Source organism: Mesorhizobium atlanticum, assembly GCF_003289965.1.
Lineage (GTDB): Bacteria > Pseudomonadota > Alphaproteobacteria > Rhizobiales > Rhizobiaceae > Mesorhizobium > Mesorhizobium atlanticum.
The window spans coordinates 324740-350438 of sequence record NZ_QMBQ01000007.1 but is presented as its reverse complement, the minus strand read 5'-3'; the positions used below and the strand labels follow the sequence as shown (position 1 = coordinate 350438).

The 25699-nt window shown below is 63.2% G+C and carries 27 protein-coding genes, 1 other RNA gene and 1 pseudogene; 21 read left to right on the top strand and 8 right to left on the bottom strand.

Going from position 1 to position 25699, the window contains the following annotated elements:
* The first annotated feature begins 483 nt into the window (after positions 1–483).
* Positions 484–786 (top strand): hypothetical protein, encoded by a 303-nt coding sequence (locus tag DPM35_RS24375; protein WP_112129746.1) that lies wholly within the window; start codon positions 484–486, stop codon positions 784–786.
* A gap of 41 nt (positions 787–827) precedes the next feature.
* On the opposite strand, the gene DPM35_RS24370 is transcribed toward DPM35_RS24375, so the two are convergent.
* Positions 828–1628: an SDR family oxidoreductase gene (locus DPM35_RS24370; RefSeq protein WP_112129745.1), complete on the bottom strand. Its 801-nt coding sequence runs from the start codon at positions 1626–1628 to the stop codon at positions 828–830.
* Positions 1625–1954: a nuclear transport factor 2 family protein gene (locus tag DPM35_RS24365; RefSeq protein ID WP_112129744.1), complete on the bottom strand. Its 330-nt coding sequence runs from the start codon at positions 1952–1954 to the stop codon at positions 1625–1627. Before DPM35_RS24365 ends, DPM35_RS24370 begins: the two co-directional genes overlap by 4 nt.
* Before the next feature lie 79 nt (positions 1955–2033).
* Between DPM35_RS24365 and DPM35_RS24360 the strand changes: the two genes are divergently transcribed.
* The gene (locus DPM35_RS24360; protein WP_112129743.1) at positions 2034–2411 is read left to right on the top strand and encodes a winged helix-turn-helix transcriptional regulator; all 378 of its coding nucleotides are present in this window, start codon (positions 2034–2036) and stop codon (positions 2409–2411) included.
* Positions 2412–2672: 261 nt separating this feature from the next.
* Complete coding sequence (locus DPM35_RS24355) at positions 2673–2990, top strand: hypothetical protein (protein WP_112129742.1); 318 nt, start codon at positions 2673–2675, stop codon at positions 2988–2990.
* A gap of 28 nt (positions 2991–3018) precedes the next feature.
* On the opposite strand, the gene DPM35_RS24350 is transcribed toward DPM35_RS24355, so the two are convergent.
* Entirely contained in the window at positions 3019–3723 is a 705-nt protein-coding gene (locus DPM35_RS24350; protein ID WP_245431626.1) for a GntR family transcriptional regulator, read from the bottom strand.
* Positions 3724–3792: 69 nt separating this feature from the next.
* On the opposite strand from DPM35_RS24350, the gene DPM35_RS24345 reads away from it, so the two are divergent.
* The 3 genes from DPM35_RS24345 to DPM35_RS24335 are packed head-to-tail and all read left to right on the top strand — an operon-like array spanning position 3793 to position 7068.
* On the top strand, positions 3793–4728 hold the full coding sequence (locus tag DPM35_RS24345; protein WP_112129741.1) for a dihydrodipicolinate synthase family protein: 936 nt from the start codon (positions 3793–3795) through the stop codon (positions 4726–4728).
* A 14-nt stretch (positions 4729–4742) separates the two neighbouring features.
* Positions 4743–6050, top strand: coding sequence for an NAD(P)/FAD-dependent oxidoreductase (locus DPM35_RS24340; protein WP_112129740.1), 1308 nt, complete (start codon positions 4743–4745; stop codon positions 6048–6050).
* A gap of 16 nt (positions 6051–6066) precedes the next feature.
* On the top strand, positions 6067–7068 hold the full coding sequence (locus DPM35_RS24335; protein WP_112129739.1) for a 4-hydroxyproline epimerase: 1002 nt from the start codon (positions 6067–6069) through the stop codon (positions 7066–7068).
* Between the two features lie 31 nt (positions 7069–7099).
* Here DPM35_RS24335 and DPM35_RS24330 read toward each other — a convergent pair whose 3' ends face one another.
* Positions 7100–7981, bottom strand: a complete 882-nt coding sequence (locus tag DPM35_RS24330; protein WP_112129738.1) for a LysR substrate-binding domain-containing protein — start codon at positions 7979–7981, stop codon at positions 7100–7102.
* 178 nt (positions 7982–8159) lie between these two features.
* Here DPM35_RS24330 and DPM35_RS24325 point away from each other — a divergent pair, with 178 nt between their 5' ends.
* The 11 genes and pseudogenes from DPM35_RS24325 to DPM35_RS24275 all read left to right on the top strand — a co-directional run bounded on the left by DPM35_RS24325 (position 8160) and on the right by DPM35_RS24275 (position 19700).
* On the top strand, positions 8160–8546 hold the full coding sequence (locus tag DPM35_RS24325; RefSeq protein WP_112129737.1) for an ectoine synthase: 387 nt from the start codon (positions 8160–8162) through the stop codon (positions 8544–8546).
* Between the two features lie 419 nt (positions 8547–8965).
* Positions 8966–9868 carry a branched-chain amino acid ABC transporter permease gene (locus DPM35_RS24320; protein ID WP_112129736.1) on the top strand — a complete coding sequence of 301 codons (903 nt, stop codon included), beginning with the start codon at positions 8966–8968 and terminating at the stop codon, positions 9866–9868.
* Between the two features lie 5 nt (positions 9869–9873).
* Entirely contained in the window at positions 9874–11265 is a 1392-nt protein-coding gene (livM, locus tag DPM35_RS24315; protein WP_112129735.1) for a high-affinity branched-chain amino acid ABC transporter permease LivM, read from the top strand.
* Positions 11265–12431: pseudogene (locus DPM35_RS24310) on the top strand (ABC transporter ATP-binding protein); the annotation flags it as partial. The gene livM and the pseudogene DPM35_RS24310, both read left to right, overlap by 1 nt.
* A 23-nt stretch (positions 12432–12454) precedes the next feature.
* A complete protein-coding gene (locus DPM35_RS24305) occupies positions 12455–13183 on the top strand; it encodes an ABC transporter ATP-binding protein (RefSeq protein WP_112129734.1) in 729 nt (242 codons plus the stop codon).
* Between the two features lie 14 nt (positions 13184–13197).
* Positions 13198–13542, top strand: a complete 345-nt coding sequence (locus tag DPM35_RS24300; RefSeq protein WP_112129733.1) for a DUF6867 family protein — start codon at positions 13198–13200, stop codon at positions 13540–13542.
* A 136-nt stretch (positions 13543–13678) separates the two neighbouring features.
* On the top strand, positions 13679–14797 hold the full coding sequence (locus DPM35_RS24295) for a branched-chain amino acid ABC transporter substrate-binding protein (protein WP_112129732.1): 1119 nt from the start codon (positions 13679–13681) through the stop codon (positions 14795–14797).
* A gap of 261 nt (positions 14798–15058) precedes the next feature.
* Positions 15059–18517 (top strand): pyruvate carboxylase, encoded by a 3459-nt coding sequence (pyc, locus tag DPM35_RS24290; protein ID WP_112129731.1) that lies wholly within the window; start codon positions 15059–15061, stop codon positions 18515–18517.
* A 152-nt stretch (positions 18518–18669) separates the two neighbouring features.
* Positions 18670–18930, top strand: a complete 261-nt coding sequence (locus tag DPM35_RS24285; RefSeq protein ID WP_040991643.1) for a DUF2312 domain-containing protein — start codon at positions 18670–18672, stop codon at positions 18928–18930.
* A 22-nt stretch (positions 18931–18952) separates the two neighbouring features.
* Positions 18953–19393, top strand: a complete 441-nt coding sequence (locus DPM35_RS24280) for a hypothetical protein (RefSeq protein ID WP_112129730.1) — start codon at positions 18953–18955, stop codon at positions 19391–19393.
* 10 nt (positions 19394–19403) lie between these two features.
* Positions 19404–19700, top strand: coding sequence for a hypothetical protein (locus DPM35_RS24275; RefSeq protein ID WP_112129729.1), 297 nt, complete (start codon positions 19404–19406; stop codon positions 19698–19700).
* 54 nt (positions 19701–19754) lie between these two features.
* Here the strand turns inward: DPM35_RS24275 and msrB are convergent, their stop codons facing one another.
* From msrB to DPM35_RS24255, 4 genes are all read right to left on the bottom strand, one after another.
* Positions 19755–20159: a peptide-methionine (R)-S-oxide reductase MsrB gene (gene msrB, locus DPM35_RS24270; protein ID WP_112129728.1), complete on the bottom strand. Its 405-nt coding sequence runs from the start codon at positions 20157–20159 to the stop codon at positions 19755–19757.
* A gap of 94 nt (positions 20160–20253) precedes the next feature.
* Positions 20254–21444, bottom strand: coding sequence for a vWA domain-containing protein (locus DPM35_RS24265; RefSeq protein WP_112129727.1), 1191 nt, complete (start codon positions 21442–21444; stop codon positions 20254–20256).
* A gap of 7 nt (positions 21445–21451) precedes the next feature.
* Positions 21452–21898, bottom strand: coding sequence for a GNAT family N-acetyltransferase (locus DPM35_RS24260; RefSeq protein ID WP_112129726.1), 447 nt, complete (start codon positions 21896–21898; stop codon positions 21452–21454).
* Positions 21899–21987: 89 nt separating this feature from the next.
* On the bottom strand, positions 21988–22827 hold the full coding sequence (locus DPM35_RS24255; RefSeq protein ID WP_112129725.1) for an AAA family ATPase: 840 nt from the start codon (positions 22825–22827) through the stop codon (positions 21988–21990).
* Between the two features lie 164 nt (positions 22828–22991).
* Here DPM35_RS24255 and ssrS point away from each other — a divergent pair.
* From ssrS to DPM35_RS24235, 4 genes are all read left to right on the top strand, one after another.
* Positions 22992–23147, top strand: a non-coding RNA gene (gene ssrS, locus DPM35_RS24250) — 6S RNA.
* Positions 23148–23610: 463 nt separating this feature from the next.
* Positions 23611–24195, top strand: a complete 585-nt coding sequence (locus DPM35_RS24245) for a 5-formyltetrahydrofolate cyclo-ligase (RefSeq protein ID WP_112129724.1) — start codon at positions 23611–23613, stop codon at positions 24193–24195.
* Between the two features lie 78 nt (positions 24196–24273).
* A complete protein-coding gene (locus tag DPM35_RS24240) occupies positions 24274–24795 on the top strand; it encodes a DUF3592 domain-containing protein (RefSeq protein WP_112129723.1) in 522 nt (173 codons plus the stop codon).
* A 50-nt stretch (positions 24796–24845) separates the two neighbouring features.
* Positions 24846–25670, top strand: coding sequence for a TIGR00282 family metallophosphoesterase (locus tag DPM35_RS24235; protein ID WP_112129722.1), 825 nt, complete (start codon positions 24846–24848; stop codon positions 25668–25670).
* Positions 25671–25699: the final 29 nt, after the last annotated feature.

Below are 25699 nucleotides of genomic sequence, written 5' to 3'. Positions count from 1 at the left end.
GGTTTTCTTGTTTGCGCGTCCTCGCCACTTCGTGACTGCGGGCGCGCGGGCGGGCATCAAGGACGGCGCCGAGTTCGTCATCCCGACGATGAACTAGCCGGCCGGTTTTCTTGTTTGCGCGTCCTCGCCACTTCGTGACTGCGGGCGCGCGGGCGGGCATCAAGGACGGCGCCGAGTTCGTCATCCCGACGATGAACTAGCCGGCCGGTTTTCTAAGAGACTTCGAGGAAGCGCGGTGCGAAGCCGCGCTTCCTTTTTTGTGCTGTATCGACCTCTCGCTTTTCGGGCTCCGTGTCCAACCCCAGGTGCCTGATTCCAAGATCGGCAACGTCGAGAAAGGATCCGCATCTTCTAAAATTCCATCGCCGTGTGATGGAACCAACAGACCGGTATCCGCCTTAGCCTGTATTCCTGCCATGCGTGCAGGCAACCGAACAGCGCCGGTGGCAGCCGGGGTTCTCGTCTGGCGCGAGGAGGTGTCAGGTGACACGATTTGTTGTGGCGGCAATGTTAGCGACGGCGGCGATCACCCTTGGAGCCGCGCCGGCAAAAGCGGCGGCGCAATGCGCGGCTCGCGCCGACATCATCAAGGCGCTGGGCGACAAGTTCCACGAGACCGAGGCCGGACGCGGCCTCATCAATCCGAACGTCGTGCTTGAGATCTTCGTCTCGGACCAAGGCAGCTGGACAGTGCTGGCCTCGGACACCAAAGGCCAGAGCTGCGTGCTCTCCGTCGGCGAGGGCTGGGACAGCCCGACAATCACCGCGGCGATGCCGGGCGCTTGAACGAAGACTGTGCCGCGGTGAGTCTGACGGCAAGGTGCCGTTCAGACCGTCGGGATCGTGCCGCCGTCGATGACGTACTCGGCGCCATGGATTGCCGATGCGCGATCCGAAACTACGAAAGCCACCAGTTCCGCGACCTCTTGCGGCCAAGCCGGCCGTCCGATCGGGATTCCGCCCAGCGCATCCATGATGCCCTGACGCGCGGTTTCCTCGTCGGATCCTGCATGCGCGGCTAGCCGCTTGACCATGGCTTCCGATGCTGTGGTGTGAATCCAGCCTGGCGCCACGGCGTTGACGCGGATGCCTTTGGGGCCGAGTTCCTTGGATAGTGCCTTGCTGTAGGTCGAGAGCGCAGCCTTTGCCGCCGCATAGGCGATGGTGGATTCGTGCAAAGGCAGGCGGCGCTGGATCGACGAAACGTGAACAATCGCGCCCGATCCCTGCTTGATCATCTCGGGAACGAGCAATCGGTCGAGCCTCACCGCCGCAAGCAGATTGAGGTTGAGTTCGTCCTGCCAGATCCGGTCGGACAATGCCGCAAATCCGCCGCCTGGGCTTTTCGACCCGCCAACGCTGTGAATGACGATGTCGATGCCGCCAAGTCCGTCGATGGTGGCGGCGGCGACATTTGCCGCACCGTCGAGAGTGGCGACGTCAGCTTGCACGAAGAGTTCTGCCGGTGATCCGGCGTCGGGCGAACGGGCCGTCGTCGCGACCCTTGCGCCTGCCGCGGCAAGCCGGCGAACGATAGCTTCGCCTGCGCCTTTGGTGCCGCCGGTGACCAGCACGCGCTTGCCCCGGAACTCCTGGTCATCGATCGCAAATGTCTGCCGGATGGTCATAGGCCAATCTCCAGTTTCGCGATCCGGTCGCCGCCCAGCGTGAAATTGTAGTGGAGCGTTATCGGACTGCCGGGGAAATCTCCGGAGACGATGCCGGCGATCCGCCATGCGTTGGCTGTGACACTGGCCTCCTTCACCTCCACTTTCGCGTGATATTTGTCGGTCGTGCTTTGCATCCACCGGCGGATCGCTTCGGTTCCGCGATGGGTCTCGCCTTCGTCCTTGACGATGGCGTCCAGCGTGAAAGGCGCGAGCATCGCGTCGATGTCGTGGCGGTTGTTGGCGACGAAATAATCCGCCAGCGGCGCAGGAAGGGTCACAGTCACGGTTTGTCTCCGATTGGATGCCGCCGTTTGTGGGAGGAGGCGGCTGTTGTCGGCCGCTAAGATGAGCTATGCTGTAGAAATGACAAGAACCGACGAAAAAGTAAGGTACTTACCCGAGAGTAAGCCGGAGCCTTTGACGCCTTCATCCGCGGCGATCGGCGTCGAGAACGTGCTGCGCATTCTCGAAGGCCGGTGGAAGCTGGTGATCCTGTTTCACCTGTTCGGCGGCAAGGTGCTGCGCTTCTCCGACCTCGAGCGCGCCATTCCCGCGATCTCACAAAAGATGCTGATCCAGCAACTCAGGCAGATGGAAGCCGACGGCATCGTCCGCCGCATCGTCCATCACCAGGTGCCGCCTAAGGTCGAATACTGTCTGACCGACTGGGGGCAGGCGCTGTGCCCGGCTCTGGATGCCCTGTTGAAGTGGGCGGCTGGGAAGGAGCCTGCCGAAGGCTGATCGATCGCCTCACCGCGACTTGGTCGCGGCGACACGAAGGGGGTTGTCGGCGGCGATGGCCAGCGCTTCACAACGCGCCGCTTGTTTACGACGCGACGCTTCACCATATCGAATCCAAGGAGTGATGATCTCCCCAGGACAGACCGGAAACCAGAAGGAGTGACGTGATGAAAACGTCGAATCCGGCCTGGTGCCTTCCGGCGGACTGAGGCGGCCGAATGTGCCTCCCTCGCCGGAATGCGAAGGCGAAGGAGGTGCCCCATGGCACGCGCTTTTTCGTTTCGATGGATCAAGCTTGCAGCCGTTGGCGCCCTGATGCCGCTGTCGGCTGTTCCGGCGCGGGCGCAAGTCATCTGCGGCGGCCATGACTATCTTGTCACGAGGCTGGCGGAAGCATTCGAGGAGAAGCGGCTGGGCTACGGCGTGGCCGGTCAAGCCGCCATCTTCGAGGTGTTCGTCTCGGCAAGCGGAACCTGGACTATCCTGATGACCGACGTCAAAGGCCAAAGCTGTATCCTGGCCGCCGGCGAAGGGTGGGAAGACACGCTGGCGACCGCGGTCGGGCAGCCGGGCGGCTGAGGATGGCCTCGAGCAGGTACTGCCCTGCTCAACGCGTGGCGGCGACCTCGGCGTGGGAGCGCAGCAGCGCCATCAGCTTCTTGGTGTCCTTGGCGGCGCCTTCCTCGTCGCCGTCGAGGATCGAGCGGATCAGTGCGACGTGATGCTCGGCCGATTCGGCGAGGCCGGTGTCGGCCTTGTAGCGGAACCAGAAGCGGCGGCTGTGGCTCTGCAGGGGGGCGGCCACCCGCGCCGCGAAGGGATTGTCGGCGGCGATGGCCAGCGCTTCGTCGAGCGCCTTGTCGGCCTGGATGAAGGCAAGCACGTTGCCCGAGATGACCGCCTTCTGCATGGCCAAAGCCGCCTCGTGAAACAGGTCGGCGGCCTCGCGGGTGACGAAGCGGGCGGCCGAGCGGGCGAGTACAACCTCGATGCCGCGCCTGGCATCGAGGACGCGCAGCCAGTCGCTGGCGTGAAGCGGCGCGACCGCGATGCCGGCGCGGGGCCTTATGTCGAGAAGCCCTTCCCAGGCCAGCCTCTGGATTGCCTCCCGCACCGGGGTGCGTCCGAGACCCAGGCGATCGATCAGCGCGCCTTCGGTGACGAAACTGGACGGCGCCAGCTCGAGCGTGACGATCATGTGCTCCAGTGCGCGATAGGCCTTGGTCGCGGCCGGCTCGAAGGGGGCGTTCGCCTCAGCGGATATCAGAGGGGAGATCAATGACAGGCTCCTGATATATTTTTCATATATCATAGCGGATTCAGCGTTGACACGCCAATTCTTAATAGATATATGACTGATATATCAGAGGAGAGACAAGCCATGTGGACCGGAGTTTTCCCAGCCGTCACAACCAAATTCACCGCCGACGACCGCCTCGACCATGCCGAGATGGAGCGCTGCTACGGGCTGCAGATGGAGGCCGGCTGCGACGGCATCATTGTCTGCGGTTCGCTGGGCGAAGGCCCCATGCTGTCGCCTGACGAGAAGATCGAGGTGCTGAAGACGGCGCAGAAAGTGGCTGGCAAGAAGCCGGTGCTTTTGACCGTCAACGAGCCCGGCACCCGCGAGGCGGCGAGCATCGCGTGCCGCGCCGCCAGGGAAGGCGCCGACGGCCTGATGGTGGTGCCGAGCCCGATCTACCACACCGACCAGCAAGAGACAGTCGCCGCCCTGCGTGCCGTCGCGGAAGCCGGCGACCTGCCGGTGATGATCTATTCCAACCGGCTCGCCTATCGCGTCGACGTCACCGTCGACCTGATGGAGGAGTTGGCGTCCGACAAGCGCTTCGTCGCCATCAAGGAGTCCTCCGACGACATCCGCCGCTCGACCGAGATCATCAACCGGCTCGGCGACCGCTACGACCTCTTCACCGGCGTCGACAACCTTGCCTTCGAGGCGCTGTCGGTGGGCGCCATCGGCTGGGTCGCCGGCCTGGTCACCGCCTTCCCGCGCGAGACCGTCGCGATCTATCAGCTGATGAGAGAGGGCCGTCGCGAAGAGGCGCTGGCGATCTACCGCTGGTTCCGCCCCTTGCTCGACCTCGATGTCTCGACCTATCTGGTCCAAAACATCAAGCTTGCCGAAGTGCTGGCGATCGGTACCAATGACCGCGTGCGCATGCCGCGCCAGCCACTCTCCGGCGAACGCCGCAAGGCGGTCGAGAAGATCGTGCGGGATGCGCTGGCGGTGCGGCCAACGCTGCCGTCGCTCCAGACGTCTCCTCGATCGACCGACAGGCCGGCGGCAGCCGAATAAGGGACAGCCTTCACGTGCAGGAAAATTCCGAGGACGGGCGCCGCCCCTCATCCGCCCTTCGGGCCCCTTCTCACCGCGATCGGGGAGAAGGGGAAGACGTCGTCATCATCGGCGGCGGCATTCTCGGCATCTGCGCCGCGGCCTTCCTGTCCGAGGCGGGGCGCAGCGTCACCGTCTTCGACCGTACCGGCATCTGCGAGGAGACGAGTTCCGGCAATGCCGCCGCCTTCGCCTTCTCCGACGTGCTGCCGCTGGCGCATAAGGGGATGATCCGGCAATTGCCGAAATGGCTCGCCGATCCGCTCGGGCCGTTGGCCATTCCGCCGGCCTATCTGCCGAAACTCCTGCCCTGGCTGATCCGCTTCTGGCGGGCGGGCGCGGCGAAGCATTACGAAGCGAGCCTGGCGGCGCAGGTGGGCATGATGAAGCTCGCCGAAGCCGAATGGATGGGCCTGCTCGACCGCTCCGGCACGCGGCCGATGCTGCGCGAGGACGGTTCGCTGGAATTCTATGAGAGCGAGGCGGAATTCCGCGCCTCGCTGCCTGGCTGGGCCGAGCGCCAGCGTTTCGGCATCGGCTTCCGCCATGTCGAGGGCGAAGAGATGGCCGCGCTGCAGCCGGGTCTTTCGCCGCGCTTCGTCAAGGGCACCTTCGTGCCGGGCTGGAAGACGGTCGCCGATCCGATGCTGCTCGGCAAGGCGGTCTGGGCCTATGCGGAAAAGCTTGGCGCCCGTTTCGAGCATGCGCGGGTCGAACGCGTGGAGGCAGGCGCAAGCGGCGCCACGATCGTGCTGGCCGAGGGCACGCGGCGAAAGGCAAGCCAGCTTGTGATCGCCGCCGGAGCCTGGTCGCATCTGCTGGCAAGGGTCCTCGGCGACCGCATCCCGCTCGAAACCGAGCGCGGCTACAACACGACGCTGCCGGCGTCGGCCTTCGACGTGAAGCGGCAGCTGATCTTTTCCGGGCATGGCTTCGTCATCACGCCGCTGCAGACGGGCCTGCGCGTCGGCGGCGCCGTCGAGCTCGGCGGCATCGACCGGCCGCCTAACTTCGCCCGTTCCAAGGCCATGCTGGAAAAAGCAAAACGTTTCCTGCCCGGACTCGACCCGTCGGGCGGTCGCGAGTGGATGGGCTATCGCCCGTCGCTGCCGGACTCGCTGCCGGTGATCGGCGCGGCGCGCGCGCCGAATGTCTTTTACGCGTTCGGCCACGGCCATCTCGGCCTTACCCAGTCGGCGGCGACCGGCCGCTTGATCCGCGATCTCGTTCTCGGGCAGACTCCGCCGCTCGACCTCAGCCCTTTCCGCCCGCAACGGTTCTGACAACAAGAGAGCAACCATGGCCAAGAAATCCTTCTTCTGCATCGACGGCCACACCTGCGGCAATCCGGTGCGTCTTGTCGCCGGCGGGGGGCCCTTGCTCGAGGGCTCGACGATGATGGAGCGGCGGGCGCATTTTTTGGCCGAATATGACTGGATCCGCACCGGGCTGATGTTCGAGCCGCGTGGCCATGACGTGATGTCGGGCTCGATCCTCTACCCACCGACGCGCGAGGATTGCGATATCGCCATCCTGTTCATCGAGACGTCAGGCTGCCTGCCGATGTGCGGCCACGGCACCATCGGCACCGTCACGATGGCCATCGAGCACGGGCTGGTGAAGCCGAAAACGCCGGGCGTGCTCAGGCTCGACACGCCTGCCGGACTGGTCATCGCAGAATACAAACAGGTCGGCGAATATGTCGAGGAGGTGCGCATCACCAACGTACCCTCCTTCCTCTATGCCGAAGGCCTGACCGTCGAATGCCCGGTGCTGGGAGAGATCAGCATCGATGTCGCCTATGGCGGCAATTTCTACGCCATCGTGGAGCCGCAGAAGAACTACCGGGACATGGCCGATTACACGGCCGGCGACCTCATCGCCTGGAGCCCCGTCGTGCGGCAGCGCCTCAACGAGAAATATTCCTTCGTGCATCCGGAGAATCCCGGCATCAACCGGCTCTCGCACATGCTGTGGACAGGCAAGCCGAGGAACGCTGAGGCCGATGCGCGCAACGCGGTGTTCTATGGCGACAAGGCGATCGATCGCTCGCCCTGCGGCACCGGCACCTCGGCGCGGATGGCGCAGCTTCATGCCAAGGGCAAGCTCAAGGAAGGCGACAGTTTTATCCACGAATCGATCATCGGCTCGCTGTTCAAGGGCAGAGTCGAAAAAGAGGTTTCCGTTGCCGGCAAGCCGGCGATCATTCCCTCGATCGGCGGCTGGGCGCGGATGACCGGGCTCAACACCATCTTCATCGACGACCGCGATCCGTTCGCGCACGGCTTCATCGTGACGTGATCGTCAGCCGGAATCTCCAGCCGGCTTGCGGTCAGGCCTCGGCCTTGACCGAAACCTGATCGCGGAACCATTCGGCGAACCTGGCCTCGGCAGACGAGGGTTGCGCCGACATCGTCAGGAAATAACCCTTGTCGTCGTCGGTAGAGATATCGGAGAGGACGACGAGGTCGCCGCGCCTGAGCTCTTCGCGAAACACCTCGACCGGGCACAATGCCACGCCGTGGCCGGCAATGACCGCCGTCGCCAGTATGTTGAAATCGGCAAAAACCGGGCCGCTCCCGACTTCGCGCCCTTCGACCCCGGCCTTGGAAAACCATTCCTGCCAGCCCTGGCGTGTCTCGTCGTGCAACAGGTCCGCCGCCGCGATGGCCGCCGCCGTTTCCAGCGGCCCCTTGCGCGCAAGATAGTGCGGACTGCAGGCAGGCCGGCTTATGCGGGAAAACAGCTTGAGGCTCGTGACATGCGGCGAGGGATCGGCGCCGAGCGTGATCAGGATGTCGTTGTCGTCTTCGAGCCGATCTTCGGCCTTGGCGTAGGCCACACGGATCGCGATCTCGGAATGGCGTGCCGTGAAATCCGACAGGCGCGGCACCAGCCAGCGGCTGGCGATGGAGGGAATGCAACCCACCGACAGCGATGCCTGGGCGGCGTTTCTGCGAATGCGGCGGCAGGTCGCGCCCAACTCCGTCAGCGCCGCGCCGGCGGACGCCTGCAGGATCAGCCCGGCCTCCGTCAGGCGCACCTTGCGGGCGCCGCGATGAAACAATGCGACGCCGAGCCATTCCTCCAGCCGCCTGATCTGGTGGCTGATGGCAGGGTGGGTGACGTGAAGCTCCTCGCCGGCCGCGGAGAAACTGAGATGGCGAGCGGTCGCCTCAAAGGCCCGGATCGCATTCAGCGGCAGATAGTCCATCTGTAAAATTCTCTAACAAAAAATGCCAAAATCCATCATTTGAAGCACGATTCGACCTGAGTCATTGATCTGGGCCGACGGCGCAAAATCTAACCGGCCGAGACCAAAAAGTCGATGCCAGCTGCCGAATTCGCGGCGCGCCGCCGCTTCTCAAACCTGGTTTCGTGGAAAGACAACAATGTTCACCAGACAATTGGCTGATGTAGAAAAAACTGACTTCTTCGTCGATTGGGGGAATGGCACCAGCCATCGGCTGCTGACACAGCAGGACGGCATGGGCTTCACCATATGTCACACGGTGGTGCGCGCCGGCAGCGAATCGCGACTGCAGTACCGGCGGCACCTGGAGGCCTGCTACTGCATCTCCGGCAGCGGCGAGGTCGAGGATATGACCGGCACCGTCCATCGCGTCGAGCCGGGCACGGTCTATGTCCTCGATGCCCATGACGACCATTTCCTGCGCGCCGACAGCGCCGGCGACATGGTGCTGGTGAGTGTCTTCAATCCGCCGCTCGAAGGCACTGAAAAGCACAGCCTGAATGGAGAAGGAGGCTCTGCTTACTGAGATTTCGCTCAAAGGCTTTTCCGTCGTGGCGCGGCGCCCTCGGGCGAAGGGCTCCGCACCGTCATATGCCCGTCGCAGATGACGGAATCCTGACCCTGCGGAATGTGCGGCGGCGGGAAACTGGCCGCTTCGGTTTGCGCAAGGATTCTTCTCATCAACTTATTTTGACGCTGATTTCTTCGAAAGGAGGCCCATCATAGGGTTGAATCGTCAAAGACATTGCGTTGTGCCAATGCTAGGGTCCGCGATAGTCCAGGGGTCGGGTGTGAAAAAACGGGCAATCGGACCGCGTGCTTCCAAACCACGCAGAGCGATTGAAAAATCACGTTGCAATCCGGGCTCGAAACTTTACGACTAGGGGAAATACGAAAAGGAGTGCGATCCGGAAACGGGCGACATTCCAGGGGAGCCGCATAAATATGCAGTACTTCGTCCAGCAGCTTATCAATGGGCTGACGCTGGGATCTATCTATGGGCTGATCGCGATCGGCTACACGATGGTCTACGGCATCATCGGCATGATCAATTTCGCCCATGGCGACATTTTCATGGTCGGCGCCTTCACCGCGCTCATCGTCTTCCTGATCCTCGGCGCATTGTTCTATTCGGTGCCGGTCGTGGTGGCGCTTCTGATCATGATGATCGTGGCGATGCTTCTGACCAGCCTCTACAACTGGACGATCGAGAAGGTGGCCTACCGGCCGCTGCGCGGTTCGTTCCGGCTGGCGCCGCTGATCACCGCCATCGGCATGTCGATCGCGCTTTCCAACTTCGTGCAGGTCACGCAGGGTCCGCGCAACAAGCCGATCCCGCCGCTGGTCAGCCAGGTCTACACGATCGACGGCATCAGCATCTCGCTGAAGCAGATCATCATCGTGCTGGTGACGGCGGTGCTGCTGGCGATCTTCTGGTACCTCGTCAACAGAACGGCGCTCGGCCGGGCGCAGCGCGCCTGCGAACAGGATCGCAAGATGGCGGCGCTGCTCGGCATCGATGTCGACCGTACCATCTCCATCACCTTCATCATGGGCGCGGCCCTTGCCGCCGTCGCCGGCACGCTGTTCCTGATGTATTACGGCGTCGTGGTGTTCTCGGACGGCTTCGTGCCGGGCGTGAAAGCCTTTACGGCGGCCGTGCTCGGCGGCATCGGCTCGCTGCCGGGCGCCGTGCTCGGCGGGCTCTTGATCGGCTTCATCGAGAGCATGTGGTCGGCCTATTTCTCGATCGACTACAAGGACGTCGCCGCCTTCTCGATCCTGGCGATCGTGCTCATCTTCCTGCCCTCCGGCATCCTGGGCCGGCCTGAAGTCGAAAAGGTCTGATCCTCATGGCCGCTACCGTGTCCCCGGAGCGCGACGTCGTCGTCCCTCCCATCCAGCGCGCTTTTCGCGAAGGGCTCTATGCTGGCGCCATCGCGCTTGGGCTGTTCGTTCTGTTTATCGGCCTCAGAACCGACCAGAACATCAGCAACGAACTGATCCTGGTGCAGCGCTGGCTGCTGCTTGCCCTGGTGGTTATCGCAACTGCCGTCGGCCGCTTCCTCTACGTCGGCTACGCGCAGCCGGCGATGGAGCGGGCCAAGGCCGAAAAGGCCAAGGCGCCCGCGGTCGTGGCGGAACCTGGTTTCGTGCGCCAGAACTTCAACAAGATCGGCATCGTCGTGTTGCTGCTTTATCCGATCGCGATGGTGCTCGCTTTCGGCTTCCAGGGTTCGCTTAAATGGGTCGACAATTTCGGCATCCAGATCCTGATCTATGTGATGCTGGCCTGGGGCTTGAACATCGTTGTCGGCCTCGCCGGCCTGCTCGATCTCGGCTACGTCGCCTTCTATGCCGTCGGCGCCTATGCCTATGCGCTGCTCGGCACGCATTTCGGCCTGTCATTCTGGATCCTGCTGCCGGCCGCCGGCTGCATGGCCGCCTTCTGGGGCGTCATGCTCGGTTTCCCGGTGCTCAGGTTGCGCGGCGACTATCTGGCGATTGTGACGTTGGCGTTCGGGGAGATCATAAGGCTGGTGATCATCAACTGGCGCGAAGTGACCAACGGCTCGGCCGGCATTTCCGGCATTCCGAAAGTCTCATTCTTCGGGCTGATGTCGTTCAACGTGTCTGACCCGAATTACATCGCCAAGGTGCTGCACATCGCCCAGTCGGGCGCCTACTACAAGATCTTCCTCTATTATCTGATCCTGGCGCTCTGCTTCCTCACCGCCTTCGTCACCATCAGGCTTCGCCGCCTGCCGGTGGGCCGCGCTTGGGAAGCGCTGCGCGAGGATGAAATCGCCTGCCGCTCGCTCGGCATCAATACCACCACCACAAAGCTGACCGCCTTTGCCACCGGCGCCATGTTCGGCGGCTTTGCCGGCTCGTTCTTTGCCGCCCGGCAAGGCTTCGTCAGTCCTGAATCCTTCGTCTTCCTGGAATCGGCGATCATCCTCGCCATCGTCGTGCTCGGCGGTATGGGTTCGCTGGGCGGCATCGCGGTAGCGGCACTGGTGATGATCGGCGGCACCGAGATCCTGCGCGAGCTCGGCTTCCTCAAGGTCGTGTTCGGCCCCGACTTCACGCCGGAGCTTTACCGCATGCTGCTGTTCGGCATGGCCATGGTCATTGTCATGCTGTGGAAGCCGCGCGGCTTCGTCGGCAGTCGAGAACCGACAGCCTTTCTCAAGGAGCGAAGAGCGGTCTCAGGGTCCTTCACCAAGGAGGGCCACGGCTGATGAACACGACTCCTTCTTCGAGCGACTTCATCCTGCAGGTCGAGCATCTGTCGATGAAGTTCGGCGGCCTGGTCGCCATCGGCGACCTGTCGTTCCAGGCCAGGCGCGGCGAGATCACCGCGCTGATCGGTCCGAACGGCGCCGGCAAGACAACGGTGTTCAACTGCATCACCGGCTTCTACAAGCCTACCGAGGGCATGATCACGCTCAACAAACGTGACGGCTCGACCTACCTCTTGGAGCGCCTGCCCAATCACGAGATCCCGGCACGCGCCAACGTCGCTCGCACCTTCCAGAACATCCGCCTGTTCTCGGGCATGACGCTGCTCGAAAACCTGCTGGTGGCCCAGCACAACAAGCTGATGAAGGCCTCGGGCTACACCTTCCTTGGCCTGTTCGGCTTTCCGAGCTATCGCCAGGCCTCGGCCGAATCGATCGAGCTGGCCAGGCATTGGCTGGAAAAGGCCGATCTCGTCGACCGCGCCGACGACCCGGCGGGCGACCTGCCCTACGGCGCGCAGCGACGTCTGGAGATCGCGCGCGCCATGTGCACGGGTCCCGAGCTTCTGTGCCTCGACGAGCCGGCCGCCGGTCTCAATCCGAGAGAGTCGGCGGCGCTCAACGAACTCTTGATGGACATCAAAAACAGCACGTCGATCCTGTTGATCGAGCACGATATGTCGGTGGTCATGCAGATCTCCGATCATGTCGTCGTGCTCGAATACGGCCGCAAGATCTCCGACGGCAGTCCGCAGACGGTCCGCACCGACCCGCGCGTCATCGCCGCCTATCTCGGCGTCGACGACGAGGAAGTGGAAGAGGTGCTGACCGAAGTCGGCGACGAGGATGTCATCGAGCAGCTCGATACGGGCCCCGACTCCGCGCATGGCCCTGGCAATTCCGCTTCGATGATGGCGGGGCCGGTTTCCGACTCCGTCGAACACGCTGACGAGGGCGAACGGGTCACGGTGTCGAAGGGCGCTTCGAAAGCGGCGCAGGTCGACGCGCGCGCCGCGTCAATCGCCAGCAACCCCCAACCGGCAGCCAAACCGGCCGCGAAATCCAGCGCTGCGAAAGTGGCGCCTAAGAAGCCGGCCGCCAAGGCTCCAGCCGCAAAAGCCGACAGCGCTTCGAAAGGCACTCAAGCAGCGGCCAAGCCCACATCGGGCAAGCGTGGAGGGGACAAATAATGGCCGGCACAACGCTGCTCGATATCAAGGGCGTCGAGACTTATTACGGCAACATCCGGGCGCTCAATGGCGTCAACGTGCAGGTCAACCAGGGTGAGATCGTGGCGCTGATCGGCGCCAACGGCGCCGGCAAGTCGACATTGATGATGACGATTTTTGGAGCTCCGCGCGCTCGCGCGGGCACCATCACCTTCGCCGGCACCGACATCACCCAGATGCCGACGCATGAGATCGCCCGCCTGCGCGTTGCCCAGTCGCCGGAAGGACGCCGCATCTTCCCGCGCATGACGGTGATGGAAAACCTCCAGATGGGCGCCAGCCTCGACAACCTTAAGCATTACGAAGAGGACGTCGAGAAGGTGTTCGCTCTGTTCCCGCGACTGAAGGAACGTATCGGCCAGCGCGGCGGCACGCTGTCGGGCGGCGAGCAGCAGATGCTGTCGATCGGCCGCGCGCTGATGGCGCGGCCGAAGCTTCTATTGCTCGACGAGCCGTCGCTGGGTCTCGCACCGTTGATCGTCAAGCAGATCTTCGACGCCATCCGCGAATTGAACAAGTCGCAAGGGTTGACCGTGTTCCTGGTCGAGCAGAACGCCTTCGGCGCGCTCAAGCTCGCCACGCGCGGCTATGTCATGGTCAACGGCAATGTGACGATGAGCGGCACCGGCAAGGAACTGCTCGCCAATCCGGAAGTGCGCGCCGCCTATCTCGAGGGCGGACATCACTAAGAGGAGTCTTCACTATGGGCATTATCTACGAAGAAGCCTCGATCTGGCAGTTCCTGTTCGTCACCTGCCTGCTTGGCGGCTGGGCGGCGTGGATGACCGGCAAGGCCGCCGCTCAGACCTGGAGCAGCCACGTTCAGCTGTTCTTCTATATGCTGGGGCTCGGCATCGGCATCCGATTCATCCATCACGCGCTGTTCGACGGCACGATGTTCTCCCTGCATTACTATATCGTCGACACCATCGTGCTGATGATCCTTGGCTTCCTGGGCTATCAATACACGCGCACCAACCAAATGGTCACACAGTATAACTGGCTCTACGAAAGAGCTTCGTTGTTAAGCTGGAAGCCGAAAGGTTGACGTTCACCATTACGCCGCTTCAGGGACGAATCGGCGTGACAAGTGCCTGAAAATCGGCATTCTATGCTTTCTGCGATAAGGGTGGGCATCGCATGAAAGTATCATCCACGCCCACTCCGTAAATGGGAGCGTTTCAATGAAAAAATCACTCTTGTCCGCCGTTGCGCTGACCGCGTTCATCGCGTTCAGCGGCAGCGCGTGGGCCGACATCCTGATCGGCGTCGCCGGTCCGATCACCGGCCCGAACGCCGCCTTCGGCGCACAGCTGCAGAAGGGTGCGGAACAGGCTGTCGCCGACATCAACGCGGCGGGCGGCGTCAATGGCCAGCAGCTCAAGCTCGAGATCGGCGACGACGTCTCCGACCCCAAGCAGGGCATCTCGGTCGCCAACAAGTTCGTCGCCGACGGCGTCAAGTTCGTCGACGGCCACTTCAACTCGGGCGTGACCATCCCCGCGTCGGAAGTCTATGCCGAGAACGGCATCCTCGTCATGACCCCGGCCGCGACCAATCCGAAGCTCACCGAGCGCGGCCTGTGGAACACCTTCCGTACCTGCGGTCGCGACGACCAGCAGGGTAAGGTGGCGGGCGACTACATCGCCAAGAACTTCAAGGATGCCAAGATCGCCATCATCCACGACAAGACGCCTTACGGCCAGGGCCTCGCGGATGAGACCAAGAAGAACCTCAACGCCAACGGCATCAAGGAAGTGCTGTATGAAGGCGTGAATGTCGGCGACAAGGACTTCTCGGCCCTTATCGCCAAGATGAAGGAAAGCGGCGTCACCCTGATCTACTGGGGCGGCCTGCACACGGAAGCCGGCCTGATCATCCGTCAGTCGGCCGACCAGGGCCTGAAGGCGCCGCTGTTCTCGGGCGACGGCATCGTCTCCAACGAACTGGCCTCGATCGCGGGTGACGCGGTTGCCGGCACGCTCAACACCTTCGCTCCGGATCCGCGCAAGAATCCGGCCGCAAAGGAAGTGGTGGAGAAGTTCCGCGCCGCCGGCTTCGAGCCGGAAGCCTACACGCTCTACTCCTACGCTGCCGTGCAGATCATCTCGCAGGCCATCGCCAAGGCCGGCTCGGCCGACGATGCGCAGAAGGTTGCCGAGATCATCAAGTCTGGCGGTCCCTGGAAGACGGCCATCGGCGAGATCGGTTATGACTCCAAGGGCGACATCACCCGTCCGGACTACGTCATCTACGAATGGAAGAAGGGTGACGACGGCAAGTACAGCTACTTCGAGAAATAAGCCGGCAAATAAAAGCCGACTTGCAACGGATGCCCGGCGCTTGCGCCGGGCATTTTTGTTTGCGCGGCCGCGGCCGCCGGAAGTTCCACCCGGAACGCGCTCTGCCGCCCGCGGCAGACCGGCGGAGGAGCAACAACGACGCGCCTGCCGCAAACAAACGATTTAAATCGTTTTAGCTGTCGCGCAAATTTGTTTGCGCTGCAGCATTTTCACGTTAATCATTGCGCCGTTCACCTCCCTTACGCTGCTGGAGCCCAGTCCTTGGCAATCACGAAGATCCTCGTCGCCAACCGGTCCGAAATCGCCATCCGCGTGTTCCGCGCGGCCAATGAGCTCGGTCTCAAAACCGTGGCGATCTGGGCGGAGGAGGACAAATATTCGCTGCACCGCTTCAAGGCCGATGAAAGCTACCAGGTCGGGCGGGGGCCGCATCTCGCCAAGGACATGGGCCCGATCGAGAGCTACCTGTCGATCGAGGAGGTAATCCGGGTTGCCAGGCTGTCGGGCGCCGACGCCATCCATCCCGGCTACGGCCTGCTGTCGGAAAGCCCGGAATTCGCCGAGGCCTGTGCTGAGGCCGGCATCACCTTTATCGGGCCGAAGCCGGAAACGATGCGCCGGCTGGGCAACAAGGTCGCCGCGCGCAACCTCGCGATCGAGGTCGGCGTGCCGGTCGTGCCGGCAACGGATCCGCTGCCCGACGACATGGACGAGGTCAAGAAGCTCGCCGCGCAGATCGGCTATCCGGTGATGCTGAAGGCCTCATGGGGCGGTGGCGGCCGTGGCATGCGCGCCATCCGTGCCGAGGCAGATCTGGCGCGCGAGGTGATGGAAGGCAAGCGCGAGGCCAAGGCCGCCTTCGGCAAGGACGAGGTCTATCTCGAAAAGCTGATCGAGCGCGCTCGCCATGTCGAGGTCCAGGTGCTGGGCGACACCCACGGCAATGCGGTGCATCTGTTCGAGCGCGACTGCTCGATCCAGCGCCGCAACCAGAAGGTCGTGGAACGCGCGCCGGCGCCCTATCTCGGCGACGACCTGCGCCAGGAGCTTTGCGGCTATGCGCTCAAGATCGCGCGCGAGACCAGCTATATCGGCGCCGGCACGGTCGAGTTCCTGCAGGATGCCGACACCGGCAAGTTCTATTTCATCGAGGTCAATCCGCGCATCCAGGTCGAGCACACCGTCACCGAGCAGGTGACCGGCATCGACATCGTCAAGGCGCAGATTCACATCCTCGACGGCTTCGCCATCGGCACGAAGCAATCGGGCGTGCCGGCGCAAAAGGACATCAGGCTCAACGGCCACGCGCTGCAGTGCCGCATCACCACCGAGGATCCGGAGCACAATTTCATCCCGGACTATGGCCGCATCACCGCCTATCGCGAGGCGGCCGGCTTCGGCATCCGGCTCGACGGCGGGACCGCCTATTCGGGCGCGGTCATCACCCGCTTCTACGATCCGCTGCTCGAAAAGGTGACTGCCTGGGCGCCGACGCCAGGCGAGGCGATCTCGCGCATGAACCGGGCGCTGCGCGAGTTCCGCATCCGGGGTGTGGCCACCAACCTCACCTTCCTTGAAGCGATCATCAACCACCCGCGCTTCGCCGACAATTCCTATACGACCAAGTTCATCGACACGACGCCGGAACTGTTCGAGCAGGTGAAGCGACAGGACCGCGCCACCAAGCTGCTCACCTATCTGGCCGATGTCAGCGTCAACGGCCATCCGGAAACGCGCGGCCGGCCGATGCCGAAGGCGAACGCCGCCGCACCTGTCGTGCCCTATCTCAACGGCCACATCCCGGACGGCAGCAAGCAGCGGCTCGATGCGCTCGGCCCGGAGAAATTCGGGGCCTGGATGCGGGAGCAGCGCCAGGTGCTGGTCACCGACACGACGATGCGCGACGGCCACCAGTCGCTGCTCGCCACGCGCATGCGCACGTATGACATCGTAGGCATCGCCGGCACTTACGCGCGCGCCCTGCCGCAACTCTTGTCGCTGGAATGCTGGGGCGGCGCGACCTTCGACGTCGCCATGCGCTTCCTCACCGAGGATCCCTGGGAGCGGCTGAGCAAAGTGCGCGAGGCGGCGCCCAACCTTCTGCTGCAGATGCTTTTGCGCGGCGCCAACGGCGTCGGCTACACGAACTATCCCGACAATGTCGTGCAGCATTTCGTCAAGCAGGCGGCGAGCGGCGGGGTCGACCTGTTCCGCGTCTTCGACTGCCTGAACTGGGTCGAGAACATGCGCGTCGCCATGGACGCCGTCGGCGCCGAGGGCAAGCTCGTCGAAGCGGCGATTTGCTACACCGGCGACATCCTCGATCCGGCGCGGGCGAAATACGACCTCAAATATTATGTCGGGCTGGCCAAAGAACTGGAAGCGGCCGGCGCCCACATCATCGCCGTCAAGGACATGGCCGGGCTGCTGAAGCCCGCCGCGGCGCGCGTGCTGTTCAAGGCGCTGCGCGAAGCGACCGACCTGCCAATCCATTTCCACACGCATGACACGTCGGGCCTCTCGGCGGCGACGGTGCTGGCGGCGGTGGAGAGCGGCGCGGACGCCATAGACGCGGCGATGGATTCCTTCTCCGGCAACACCTCGCAGCCCTGCCTCGGCTCCATCGTCGAGGCGCTGAAGGGCACCGAGCGCGATCCCGGTCTCGACCCGCAATGGATCCGCCACATCTCCTTCTATTGGGAAGCGGTGCGCAACCAGTACGCCGCCTTCGAAAGCGATCTCAAGGGGCCGGCATCGGAGGTCTATCTGCACGAGATGCCGGGCGGCCAGTTCACCAACCTCAAGGAGCAGGCCCGCTCGCTTGGCCTCGAGACGCGGTGGCATGAGGTCGCGCAGGCCTATCACGACGTCAATCTGATGTTCGGCGACATCGTCAAGGTGACGCCGTCGTCCAAGGTGGTGGGCGACATGGCGCTCATGATGGTCAGCCAGGACCTCACCGTCGCCGATGTCGAGAACCCGGCCAAGGACATCGCCTTCCCGGATTCGGTCGTGTCGATGCTGCGCGGCGATCTCGGCCAGTCGCCCGGCGGCTGGCCGGCGGCGCTGCAGAAGAAGGCGCTGAAGGGCGAGAAGCCGATCACGGTCAGGCCCGGCTCGCTGCTGAAACCCGCCGACCTCCAGGCAAGCCGCAAGGACATCGAGACGAAACTCGAGCGCAAGCTCTCGGAGTATGAGTTCGCTTCCTGGCTGATGTATCCGAAGGTGTTCACCGATTTCGCCGCCGCGCAGGAGACCTATGGGCCGGTGAGCGTGCTGCCGACGCCGACCTATTTCTACGGCATGAAGTCGGAAGACGAGATCTTCCTCGACATCGAGAAGGGCAAGACGCTGGTGGTTCGCTGCCAGGCGTTCGGCGACGTCGACGACAAGGGCATGGTCACCGTGTTCTTCGAGCTCAACGGCCAGCCGCGCCGCATCAAGGTGCCGGACCGGGCGCATGGCGCTTCCGCCGCCAAGGCGCGCCGCAAGGCCGAGCCCGGCAATGAGGGGCATGTCGGCGCACCGATGCCGGGCGTGGTGTCGGCGCTTGCCGTCGCGCCTGGACAGGCGGTCAAGGCAGGCGACGTGCTCTTGTCGATCGAAGCGATGAAGATGGAGACCGCGCTGCACGCCGAACGCGACGGCGAGATCGCCGAGGTGCTGGTCAAGGCCGGCGACCAGATCGACGCGAAGGATCTCTTGATCGCATTCAAATGATGGTCGGAGAGCGATGCCTGATGGGCGGCTGACAGCAGCCGTCCACAGCCGCTCGACAAGTGTCTTGACCCGCCGCGCCCGCTCGGGCAGGGAACCCGCTCCAATTCGCCGTGGCGGGAATCGCCATGGCTCACGAAGACGCGGAGAGAAAAATGGCCGACGAAATCACCGAGACCAGCCAGACTGTAGCCGCCGGCCAGCTGCGCACCATCATCGAGCGCATCGAGCGGCTCGAGGAAGAGAAGAAGACGATCTCCGACGACATCAAGGACGTCTACGCCGAGGCCAAGGGCACCGGCTTCGACACCAAGGCGATCCGCACCATCGTGCGGCTGCGCAAGAAGGACCAGGCGGAGCGCCAGGAGGAGGAGTCCATCCTCGATCTCTACAAGGCTGCTCTCGGCATGGTCTGAGGCGCGTGGCCGGAGGCCGGCCATGAGCGAATTCGACTTCGGCGGCCGCCGTGCCTCGGAATTCCGCCATCGCGGCTTCTGGGCCCTGTTCGCCGAGCGGCATCCGCAAGAAAGAGCCACACTTGCAAGGCGCGGACCGTGGTTCTGGCAGCGCGGGTTGCCGGATTTCGCCTTGGTCCTTTCGATGTATGTCGCGCCGGCTCAGAACCATGTCGGCGTCTTCTTCGGCCGCAACGAGAAGTTCGGCGCAACGGACTCATGGTCGCGACTGAAGCCGTTCCAGCCGGCGATCGAGGCCAGGCTGAAGCTCAGGCCCGAGCAGAGCTCGCAAGGTCTCGGCATCAATTCACTTTGGCATGTGAACTGCTATGCCGAGGACAACTGGCCGGCCATGAGCGACTGGCTGGTGAGGGAATGCTCACGCTTCGAAGAGGCCGTGACCGACGTCCTGGGGCAGAAATAGGTCCCCGGCGATGACGGACTTTTTCCGCACGCGCTGGAGGGGTGAAGCGCCGCTTGACCGGCTGTTCTGGCGCGACATGCTGCTGGTCGGGACGATCTTGAGCGTCGCTTCATCGGCACTGGCGCTGGTCCTGCTTGGATTGAAGCTGCCGCTCTGGCTGGTGCTGGCGGTGCATTTCCTCCCTGTTCCCTACAACATCTTCCTTACCATTGCCGTCTGGCGGACGGCGGAGAAGAGCGGCGGGTTCAAGGCGCAACTGGTGATGCTTGGTTCGGCGCTCTGGCTGGTCGCGACGGTCGTGGCATGAGCTAAACGAAAAAGGGCGACCGAAGCCGCCCTTTGCGAAGTCATTTTAGAGACGTCAGGCCGCAGGCTCGAAGCGCAGCGCCACGCCGTTGATGCAATAGCGCAGGCCGGTCGGTGGCGGGCCGTCCTCGAAGACATGGCCGAGATGGCTGCCACAGCGCGAGCAGTGGCATTCGGTGCGGACCATGCCGTAGCTGCGGTCGACGGTGGTCTCGATCGCGCCCGGGACCGGATCGTTGAAGCTCGGCCAGCCGGTGCCGCTCTCGAACTTCAGCTTGGATTCGAACAGCGGCTGGTCGCAGCCAACGCAATAGAAGGTGCCGGCGCGCTTCTCATAGAGCAGGGCGCAGCTGCCGGGGCGCTCGGTGCCGTGGTTGCGCATGACGGCATATTGCTCCGGCGTCAGCCGGGCGCGCCACTCGGCATCGGTGCGGGTGACGGGATAGGCGTGGGTGTCCATGAAATCTCCTCGGCCTTGACGGCTCGTTGTTGCTTGCAACGGGTATTCGCACGAAGGTAAGTGATTGTTACACCACTTGCCAACGCCATCCCAGCTAATGCTTGCGCGACAACTGCTTCGTCGCCGCTTCCAGCCCGGCCAGCGTCAGCGGGAACATGCGGCCGCCGAAGATCTCGCTGATCATGGCGATCGAATGCGTGTAGCGCCAGTTCTTCTCGGCTTCGGGATTGAGCCAGATCGCATTCGGCCATTGCTGCAACAGGCGCGCCAGCCACACGCTGCCGGCCTCCGGATTCCAGTGCTCGACCGAGCCGCCCGGATGCGCGATCTCGTAAGGGCTCATCGAGGCATCGCCGACGACGATCACCTTGTAGTCCGGTCCGTATTTGTGGATGAGGTCGAAGGTCGGGATCGTCTCGGCCAGCCGCCGGCGATTGTCCTTCCAGACGCGCTCGTAGAGGCAATTGTGGAAGTAGAAATATTCGAGCTGGCGGAATTCGGCGCGCGCGGCCGAGAACAGCTCCTCGACGCTTCTAATGTGGTCATCCATCGAGCCGCCGACATCGAAGAACATCAAGAGCTTCACGGCATTGCGTCGCTCGGGCCTGGTTTTGACGTCGAGATAGCCATGCTCGGCGGTGGCGTGGATGGTGCCAGGCAGGTCGAACTCCTCCTCGGCGCCCTCGCGCACCCAGCGGCGCAGCCGCTTCAGCGCCACCTTGATGTTGCGGGTGCCGAGCTCGACCGTGTCATCGAAGTTCCTGAATTCGCGCTTATCCCAGACTTTCACCGCGCGGCGGTGGCGGCTCTCGTGCTGGCCGATGCGCACGCCTTCGGGGTTGTAACCATAAGCGCCGAAGGGTGAGGTGCCACCGGTGCCGATCCATTTCGAGCCGCCCTGGTGGCGGCCCTTTTGCTCTTCGAGCCGCTGCTTCAAGGTTTCCATCAGCTTGTCGAAGCCGCCCAAAGCCTCGACCAGCTTTTTCTCTTCCTCGGTCAGGTGCTTCTCGGCCAGCCGGCGCAGCCATTCCTCCGGGATATTGGCGACATCGACGGCATCGGGTCCGCCAAGGGCCTCGACGCCCTTGAAGACATGCGCGAAGACCTGGTCGAAACGGTCGATATGGCGCTCGTCCTTCACCAGCGCCGAACGCGCAAGATAGTAGAAAGCCTCGACGTCATAGTCGACCAGCCCGGCTTCCAGCCCTTCTAGCAGCGATAGATATTCCCTGAGCGAAACAGGAACCCGCGCGGCCTTCAGTTCGAGGAAGAAGGGGATGAACATCAAGCCCTTATAGCAGATCGTACTCGATGAAGCCCGTACGGCGCGCGACATGGTCGTAGAGCCGGCGCGCGGTGGTGTTGGTTTCGTGCGTCATCCAGTAGACGTTTTTCACACCGATCTTGCCGGCCTCGTCCTGCACGGCCTTGATCAGCGCCGCGCCCACGCCCTTGCCGCGCACGTCGGGGTCGGCGAACAGGTCCTGCAGATAACAGTTGTTTTTCTCGGACCAGCCTGAGCGGTGATAGAGGTAATGGGTCAGCCCAACCGCCTTGCCGTCGAGCGTGGCGATGAAACCCTTCGGCTCGAACTCGCCGTCCGTGAACAGCCGCTTCCAGGTGATTGCATAGACCTCTTCCGGAAGCTTCGTCTCGTAGAAGGTCAGATAGTCGGTCCACAGCCGGCGCCAGTCGGCGTGGTCGGACTGCGCGAGCGGGCGGATGGTGATCTCGGACATTTTTTCCTCCAACGTTTGGGGCCGAAGCTGCGGCAGCAGTCGCTTGCCGGCAACGGTCCACAGACCGGGAAAGCGCTATTGCTGCCGCCTTAACCCTGTCGTCTCGCCATGAACGCCAGCCGCTCGAACAAGTGCACATCCTGCTCGTTCTTCAGCAACGCACCATGCAGCTTCGGCAGCATGTTCTTGGGATCGGCGCGCAGGTCTTCGGGCGCGATGTCGTCGGCGACCAACAGGCGGATCCAGTCGAGCGCCTCGGAGGTCGACGGCTTCTTCTTCAGGCCCGGCACCTCTCGGATCTCGTAGAACTGGGTGAGCGCCGCTCGCACCAGGTTTTGCTTGATGCCCGGGTAATGCACCTCGACGATGCGGTGCAGCGTGTCGATGTCGGGGAAACGGATATAGTGGAAGAAGCAGCGGCGCAGGAAGGCGTCCGGCAGTTCCTTCTCATTGTTCGAGGTGATGATTACGATCGGCCTGAACTCGGCGCGGATCGTTTCGCCGGTCTCGTAGACGAAGAACTCCATCCGGTCGAGCTCCTGCAGCAGGTCGTTGGGGAACTCGATGTCGGCCTTGTCGATCTCATCGATCAAGAGCACGACTTTCTTTCGCGCCGCGAAGGCATCCCACAGCTTGCCGCGCTTGATGTAGTTGGCGATGTCGTTGAAGCGCTCGTCGCCGAGCTGGCTGTCGCGCAGCCGCGAGACGGCGTCGTACTCGTAGAGGCCCTGCTGCGCCTTGGTGGTCGATTTGACGTTCCATTCGATGAACTCGAGCCCAAGCGCCGACGCCACCTGGCGGGCGAGCTCGGTCTTGCCGGTGCCGGGCTCGCCCTTGACCAGCAAGGGCCGCTCCAGCGCGATCGCGGCGTTGACCGCGACCATCAGATCCTTGTCGGCGACATAGGCCGCTGTGCCTTCGAAACGCATCTTTTCTCCTGGCTATCTTGCGGCGACCGTAAGGAGCCGTGCGCATGCGCGCAAGCTTCGAAGCCAAACTGGCCCGCCTGGGCGGTAGCCGACCAAGCAAATAACGCTCGAACGCCCATCCGTTTCTCTGGCGCTCGGCTAACCATCGGCCTATATTTGCCCTCGGCGGTCTGCGCTTCCCGGCAGGAGAAACTTATCCCCGGGGCCTTATCGATCCTTAGGGAGCTGTCCCTGGGAAGACCCGTGGGTTTTCTCACACGGCGCCCACCTACTTTGTAGGCACCCGGGATCGACCTCTCCACCGGTTGTGTGGATCGTCACTCTCCCGATTTTGGCATGCACACATTCCAAGCGGCTGGTCTTTGGCGATAGCGTGCGTGGCGGCTTGGCGCATGCATTGCCCAATGTAGCGCCGGTCGATCCCCACTCCGTCTCGGCTTCGCCACCTCTCCCCCGATCGATGGGGTAGAGGAAAGGCGCCAAGCCTTTTTGCCGTCGACGCTCGTCCAGCAACGCTCCCTTCCTTTCCCTCCGGAGGGCGGGGAAAGGTGGCGCTGCGAAGCAGCGACGGATTGGGGGAACCACGTGGCAATCAGGCCTCGGCCCGATCAGTCACGCCCGTCACAGATGTGTGCATAGCGTAGCCGATCTCGGGAGACTTGCGCCTGCTCTGCGTTTTGACGCAATTCCGGTCGGAATAGCGCTGCGCACTTTCCTGGAATTACGCTAGAAAACGTCGTTCCTGCAACGCCGTCCAAGCTCGGCCCTTTCTAGCGTCCACACATGTCACCTTCCAAAGACCTCAAAAAACAGCTTCGCAAGGAAGCGCTGGCGCGCCGTGATGCGCTTGACGAATTCTGGCGCGTGGAGATCGCGCTCGAAATGGCCGAGACCGCGAAGGAAAAAATCGACTTCGAGCCCGGCCGCATCGTCTCCGGCTTCTGGCCGATGCGCTCGGAGGTCGATGTGCGGCCGCTGATGTTCGCGCTGCGCGAGAAGGGCGCAAGGCTCTGCCTGCCGGCGATCCTCGACAAGACCACGATCGTCTTCCGCGAGCTGGTGCGCGGCGCGCCGATGGTCGAGATGGGCTTCGGCACGGTCGGCCCGCATGAAGAGGCGGAAGTGCTCGACCCGACGCTGATGCTGGTGCCGCTCGCCGCCTTCGACGCCCGCGGCCACCGCATCGGCTATGGCGCCGGCTATTACGACCGCGCCATCGCCAGGCTGGCCGAAAAGGGTATCATGCCGAGGCTGATCGGCATCGCCTTCGATTGCCAGGAAGTCGAGCGGGTGCCGGAAGAGAACCATGACGTCATCATTCCGGAAATACTGACCGAAAGCGGGTTGCGGCGCTTCGATATCGCTTAAACTATCGCAATCCGCTTAACGCGTTTCAAAGAACCGTCGGGTGATATTCCTGCAATATAGTCCGAACCGACGGGGGTCGTGGTGTTTATCTTCGCACGTTACTTGCTGATGCCTTTCGCCCTGATCGCCGCAGTGCTGTTTGCGATGGGAGCGCACATCATCGGCACAAGCTTGCATCACCAAGCCGCCTGGCAGCGGACGGTCGCCACCGTGACGGATGTCAGCCCCTACAGCGAAACGCGGGCGAACGGTCTCACCACGGACGGCATCAATGTCGCCGTCAGTTATGTCGCCAACGACGCGCCGATGACATGGTCCGGCAAGGACAAGGACATCGGTCTCTACAAGGCGGCCAAAGGCGACAGGGTAGAGTTCTACTACGACCCTGCCGATCCATCGAACCTCGATACGGCCGCGATGAAAGGTTGGCGCGGCGGACTGCTGCTGCTTGCCGTCAGCGGTGGTTTCACCTTGTTCTATGTCTGGTTCTTCTGGCTGCGAGGACGCAAAACGCCGCCCATGGCGCCATCCACCGTTCGCATTGTCGGCGCTGGCGCTGGGCCAGCCGATCAACAACGCAGCCCTTTCGGCCGGCGTTAAGGACCTCGGTGCCGCTTGCCTAGTGTCCACAGCTCTGGATAGAAGTGGCTATGAGACTCCTCTTCCTTGGCGACATGGTTGGCAAAACAGGGCGCACGGCGGTTTGGGAACAGCTGCCGGGGCTGATTTCCGACTTCAGGCTCGACTTCGTCATCGTCAATGGCGAGAACGCCGCCGGCGGCTTCGGCATCACCGAAGAGATCTTTCGCGAGACGCTGGCGGCGGGCGCCGATGTCGTCACCACGGGCAACCATGTCTGGGACCAGCGCGATGCGCTGATCTTCGCGCCGCGCGAGGAGCGCTTCCTGCGGCCCTCCAATTTCCCCAAAGGCACGCCGGGGCGCGGCTCGGGTGTCTACATCGCCCGTAACGGCGCGCGCGTGCTGGTCGCCAACATCATGGGTCGCGTCTTCATGCACCCCGAGCTCGACGACCCGTTCCAGGCCGGCGAGCGCGAGCTGGCGGCCTGCCCGCTCGGCGAGCAGGCCGATGCGGCGATCGTCGATTTCCATGCCGAGGCGACCTCGGAGAAAATGTGCTTCGCGCATTTCGTCGACGGCCGCGCCAGCCTGGTGGTGGGCACGCATACGCATCAGCCGACCGCCGACCATCAGATCCTCAATGGCGGCACCGCCTATATTTCGGATGCCGGCATGTGTGGCGATTACGATTCCTCGCTCGGCATGGACAAGGAAGAGCCGCTCAACCGCTTCCTGTCGAAAGTGCCGAAAGGCCGCTTCGAGGCGGCGACCGGGCCGGCGACATTGTGCGGGGTCGGCGTCGATATTTCCGACCGCACCGGACTTGCCGAAAAAATCGCGCCGTTTCGTCGCGGGCCGCGGCTGGAAGAAACGGCGCCGTCTTTCTGGTCCTGACATTGATATAGCCAAGGCCAGTGCCTAAC

Bases quoted from the DNA above. Each gene is read 5' to 3' on its own strand.
- DPM35_RS24370 (WP_112129745.1), bottom strand. From the start codon at position 1,628: ATGACCATCCGGCAGACATTTGCGATCGATGACCAGGAGTTCCGGGGC.
- DPM35_RS24360 (WP_112129743.1), top strand. From the start codon at position 2,034: ATGACAAGAACCGACGAAAAAGTAAGGTACTTACCCGAGAGTAAGCCG.
- DPM35_RS24355 (WP_112129742.1), top strand. From the start codon at position 2,673: ATGGCACGCGCTTTTTCGTTTCGATGGATCAAGCTTGCAGCCGTTGGC.
- DPM35_RS24350 (WP_245431626.1), bottom strand. From the start codon at position 3,723: ATGATATATGAAAAATATATCAGGAGCCTGTCATTGATCTCCCCTCTG.
- DPM35_RS24345 (WP_112129741.1), top strand. From the start codon at position 3,793: ATGTGGACCGGAGTTTTCCCAGCCGTCACAACCAAATTCACCGCCGAC.
- DPM35_RS24335 (WP_112129739.1), top strand. From the start codon at position 6,067: ATGGCCAAGAAATCCTTCTTCTGCATCGACGGCCACACCTGCGGCAAT.
- DPM35_RS24330 (WP_112129738.1), bottom strand. From the start codon at position 7,981: ATGGACTATCTGCCGCTGAATGCGATCCGGGCCTTTGAGGCGACCGCT.
- DPM35_RS24325 (WP_112129737.1), top strand. From the start codon at position 8,160: ATGTTCACCAGACAATTGGCTGATGTAGAAAAAACTGACTTCTTCGTC.
- DPM35_RS24320 (WP_112129736.1), top strand. From the start codon at position 8,966: ATGCAGTACTTCGTCCAGCAGCTTATCAATGGGCTGACGCTGGGATCT.
- livM (WP_112129735.1), top strand. From the start codon at position 9,874: ATGGCCGCTACCGTGTCCCCGGAGCGCGACGTCGTCGTCCCTCCCATC.
- DPM35_RS24305 (WP_112129734.1), top strand. From the start codon at position 12,455: ATGGCCGGCACAACGCTGCTCGATATCAAGGGCGTCGAGACTTATTAC.
- DPM35_RS24300 (WP_112129733.1), top strand. From the start codon at position 13,198: ATGGGCATTATCTACGAAGAAGCCTCGATCTGGCAGTTCCTGTTCGTC.
- DPM35_RS24295 (WP_112129732.1), top strand. From the start codon at position 13,679: ATGAAAAAATCACTCTTGTCCGCCGTTGCGCTGACCGCGTTCATCGCG.
- DPM35_RS24285 (WP_040991643.1), top strand. From the start codon at position 18,670: ATGGCCGACGAAATCACCGAGACCAGCCAGACTGTAGCCGCCGGCCAG.
- DPM35_RS24280 (WP_112129730.1), top strand. From the start codon at position 18,953: ATGAGCGAATTCGACTTCGGCGGCCGCCGTGCCTCGGAATTCCGCCAT.
- DPM35_RS24275 (WP_112129729.1), top strand. From the start codon at position 19,404: ATGACGGACTTTTTCCGCACGCGCTGGAGGGGTGAAGCGCCGCTTGAC.
- msrB (WP_112129728.1), bottom strand. From the start codon at position 20,159: ATGGACACCCACGCCTATCCCGTCACCCGCACCGATGCCGAGTGGCGC.
- DPM35_RS24265 (WP_112129727.1), bottom strand. From the start codon at position 21,444: ATGTTCATCCCCTTCTTCCTCGAACTGAAGGCCGCGCGGGTTCCTGTT.
- DPM35_RS24260 (WP_112129726.1), bottom strand. From the start codon at position 21,898: ATGTCCGAGATCACCATCCGCCCGCTCGCGCAGTCCGACCACGCCGAC.
- DPM35_RS24255 (WP_112129725.1), bottom strand. From the start codon at position 22,827: ATGCGTTTCGAAGGCACAGCGGCCTATGTCGCCGACAAGGATCTGATG.
- DPM35_RS24245 (WP_112129724.1), top strand. From the start codon at position 23,611: ATGTCACCTTCCAAAGACCTCAAAAAACAGCTTCGCAAGGAAGCGCTG.
- DPM35_RS24235 (WP_112129722.1), top strand. From the start codon at position 24,846: ATGAGACTCCTCTTCCTTGGCGACATGGTTGGCAAAACAGGGCGCACG.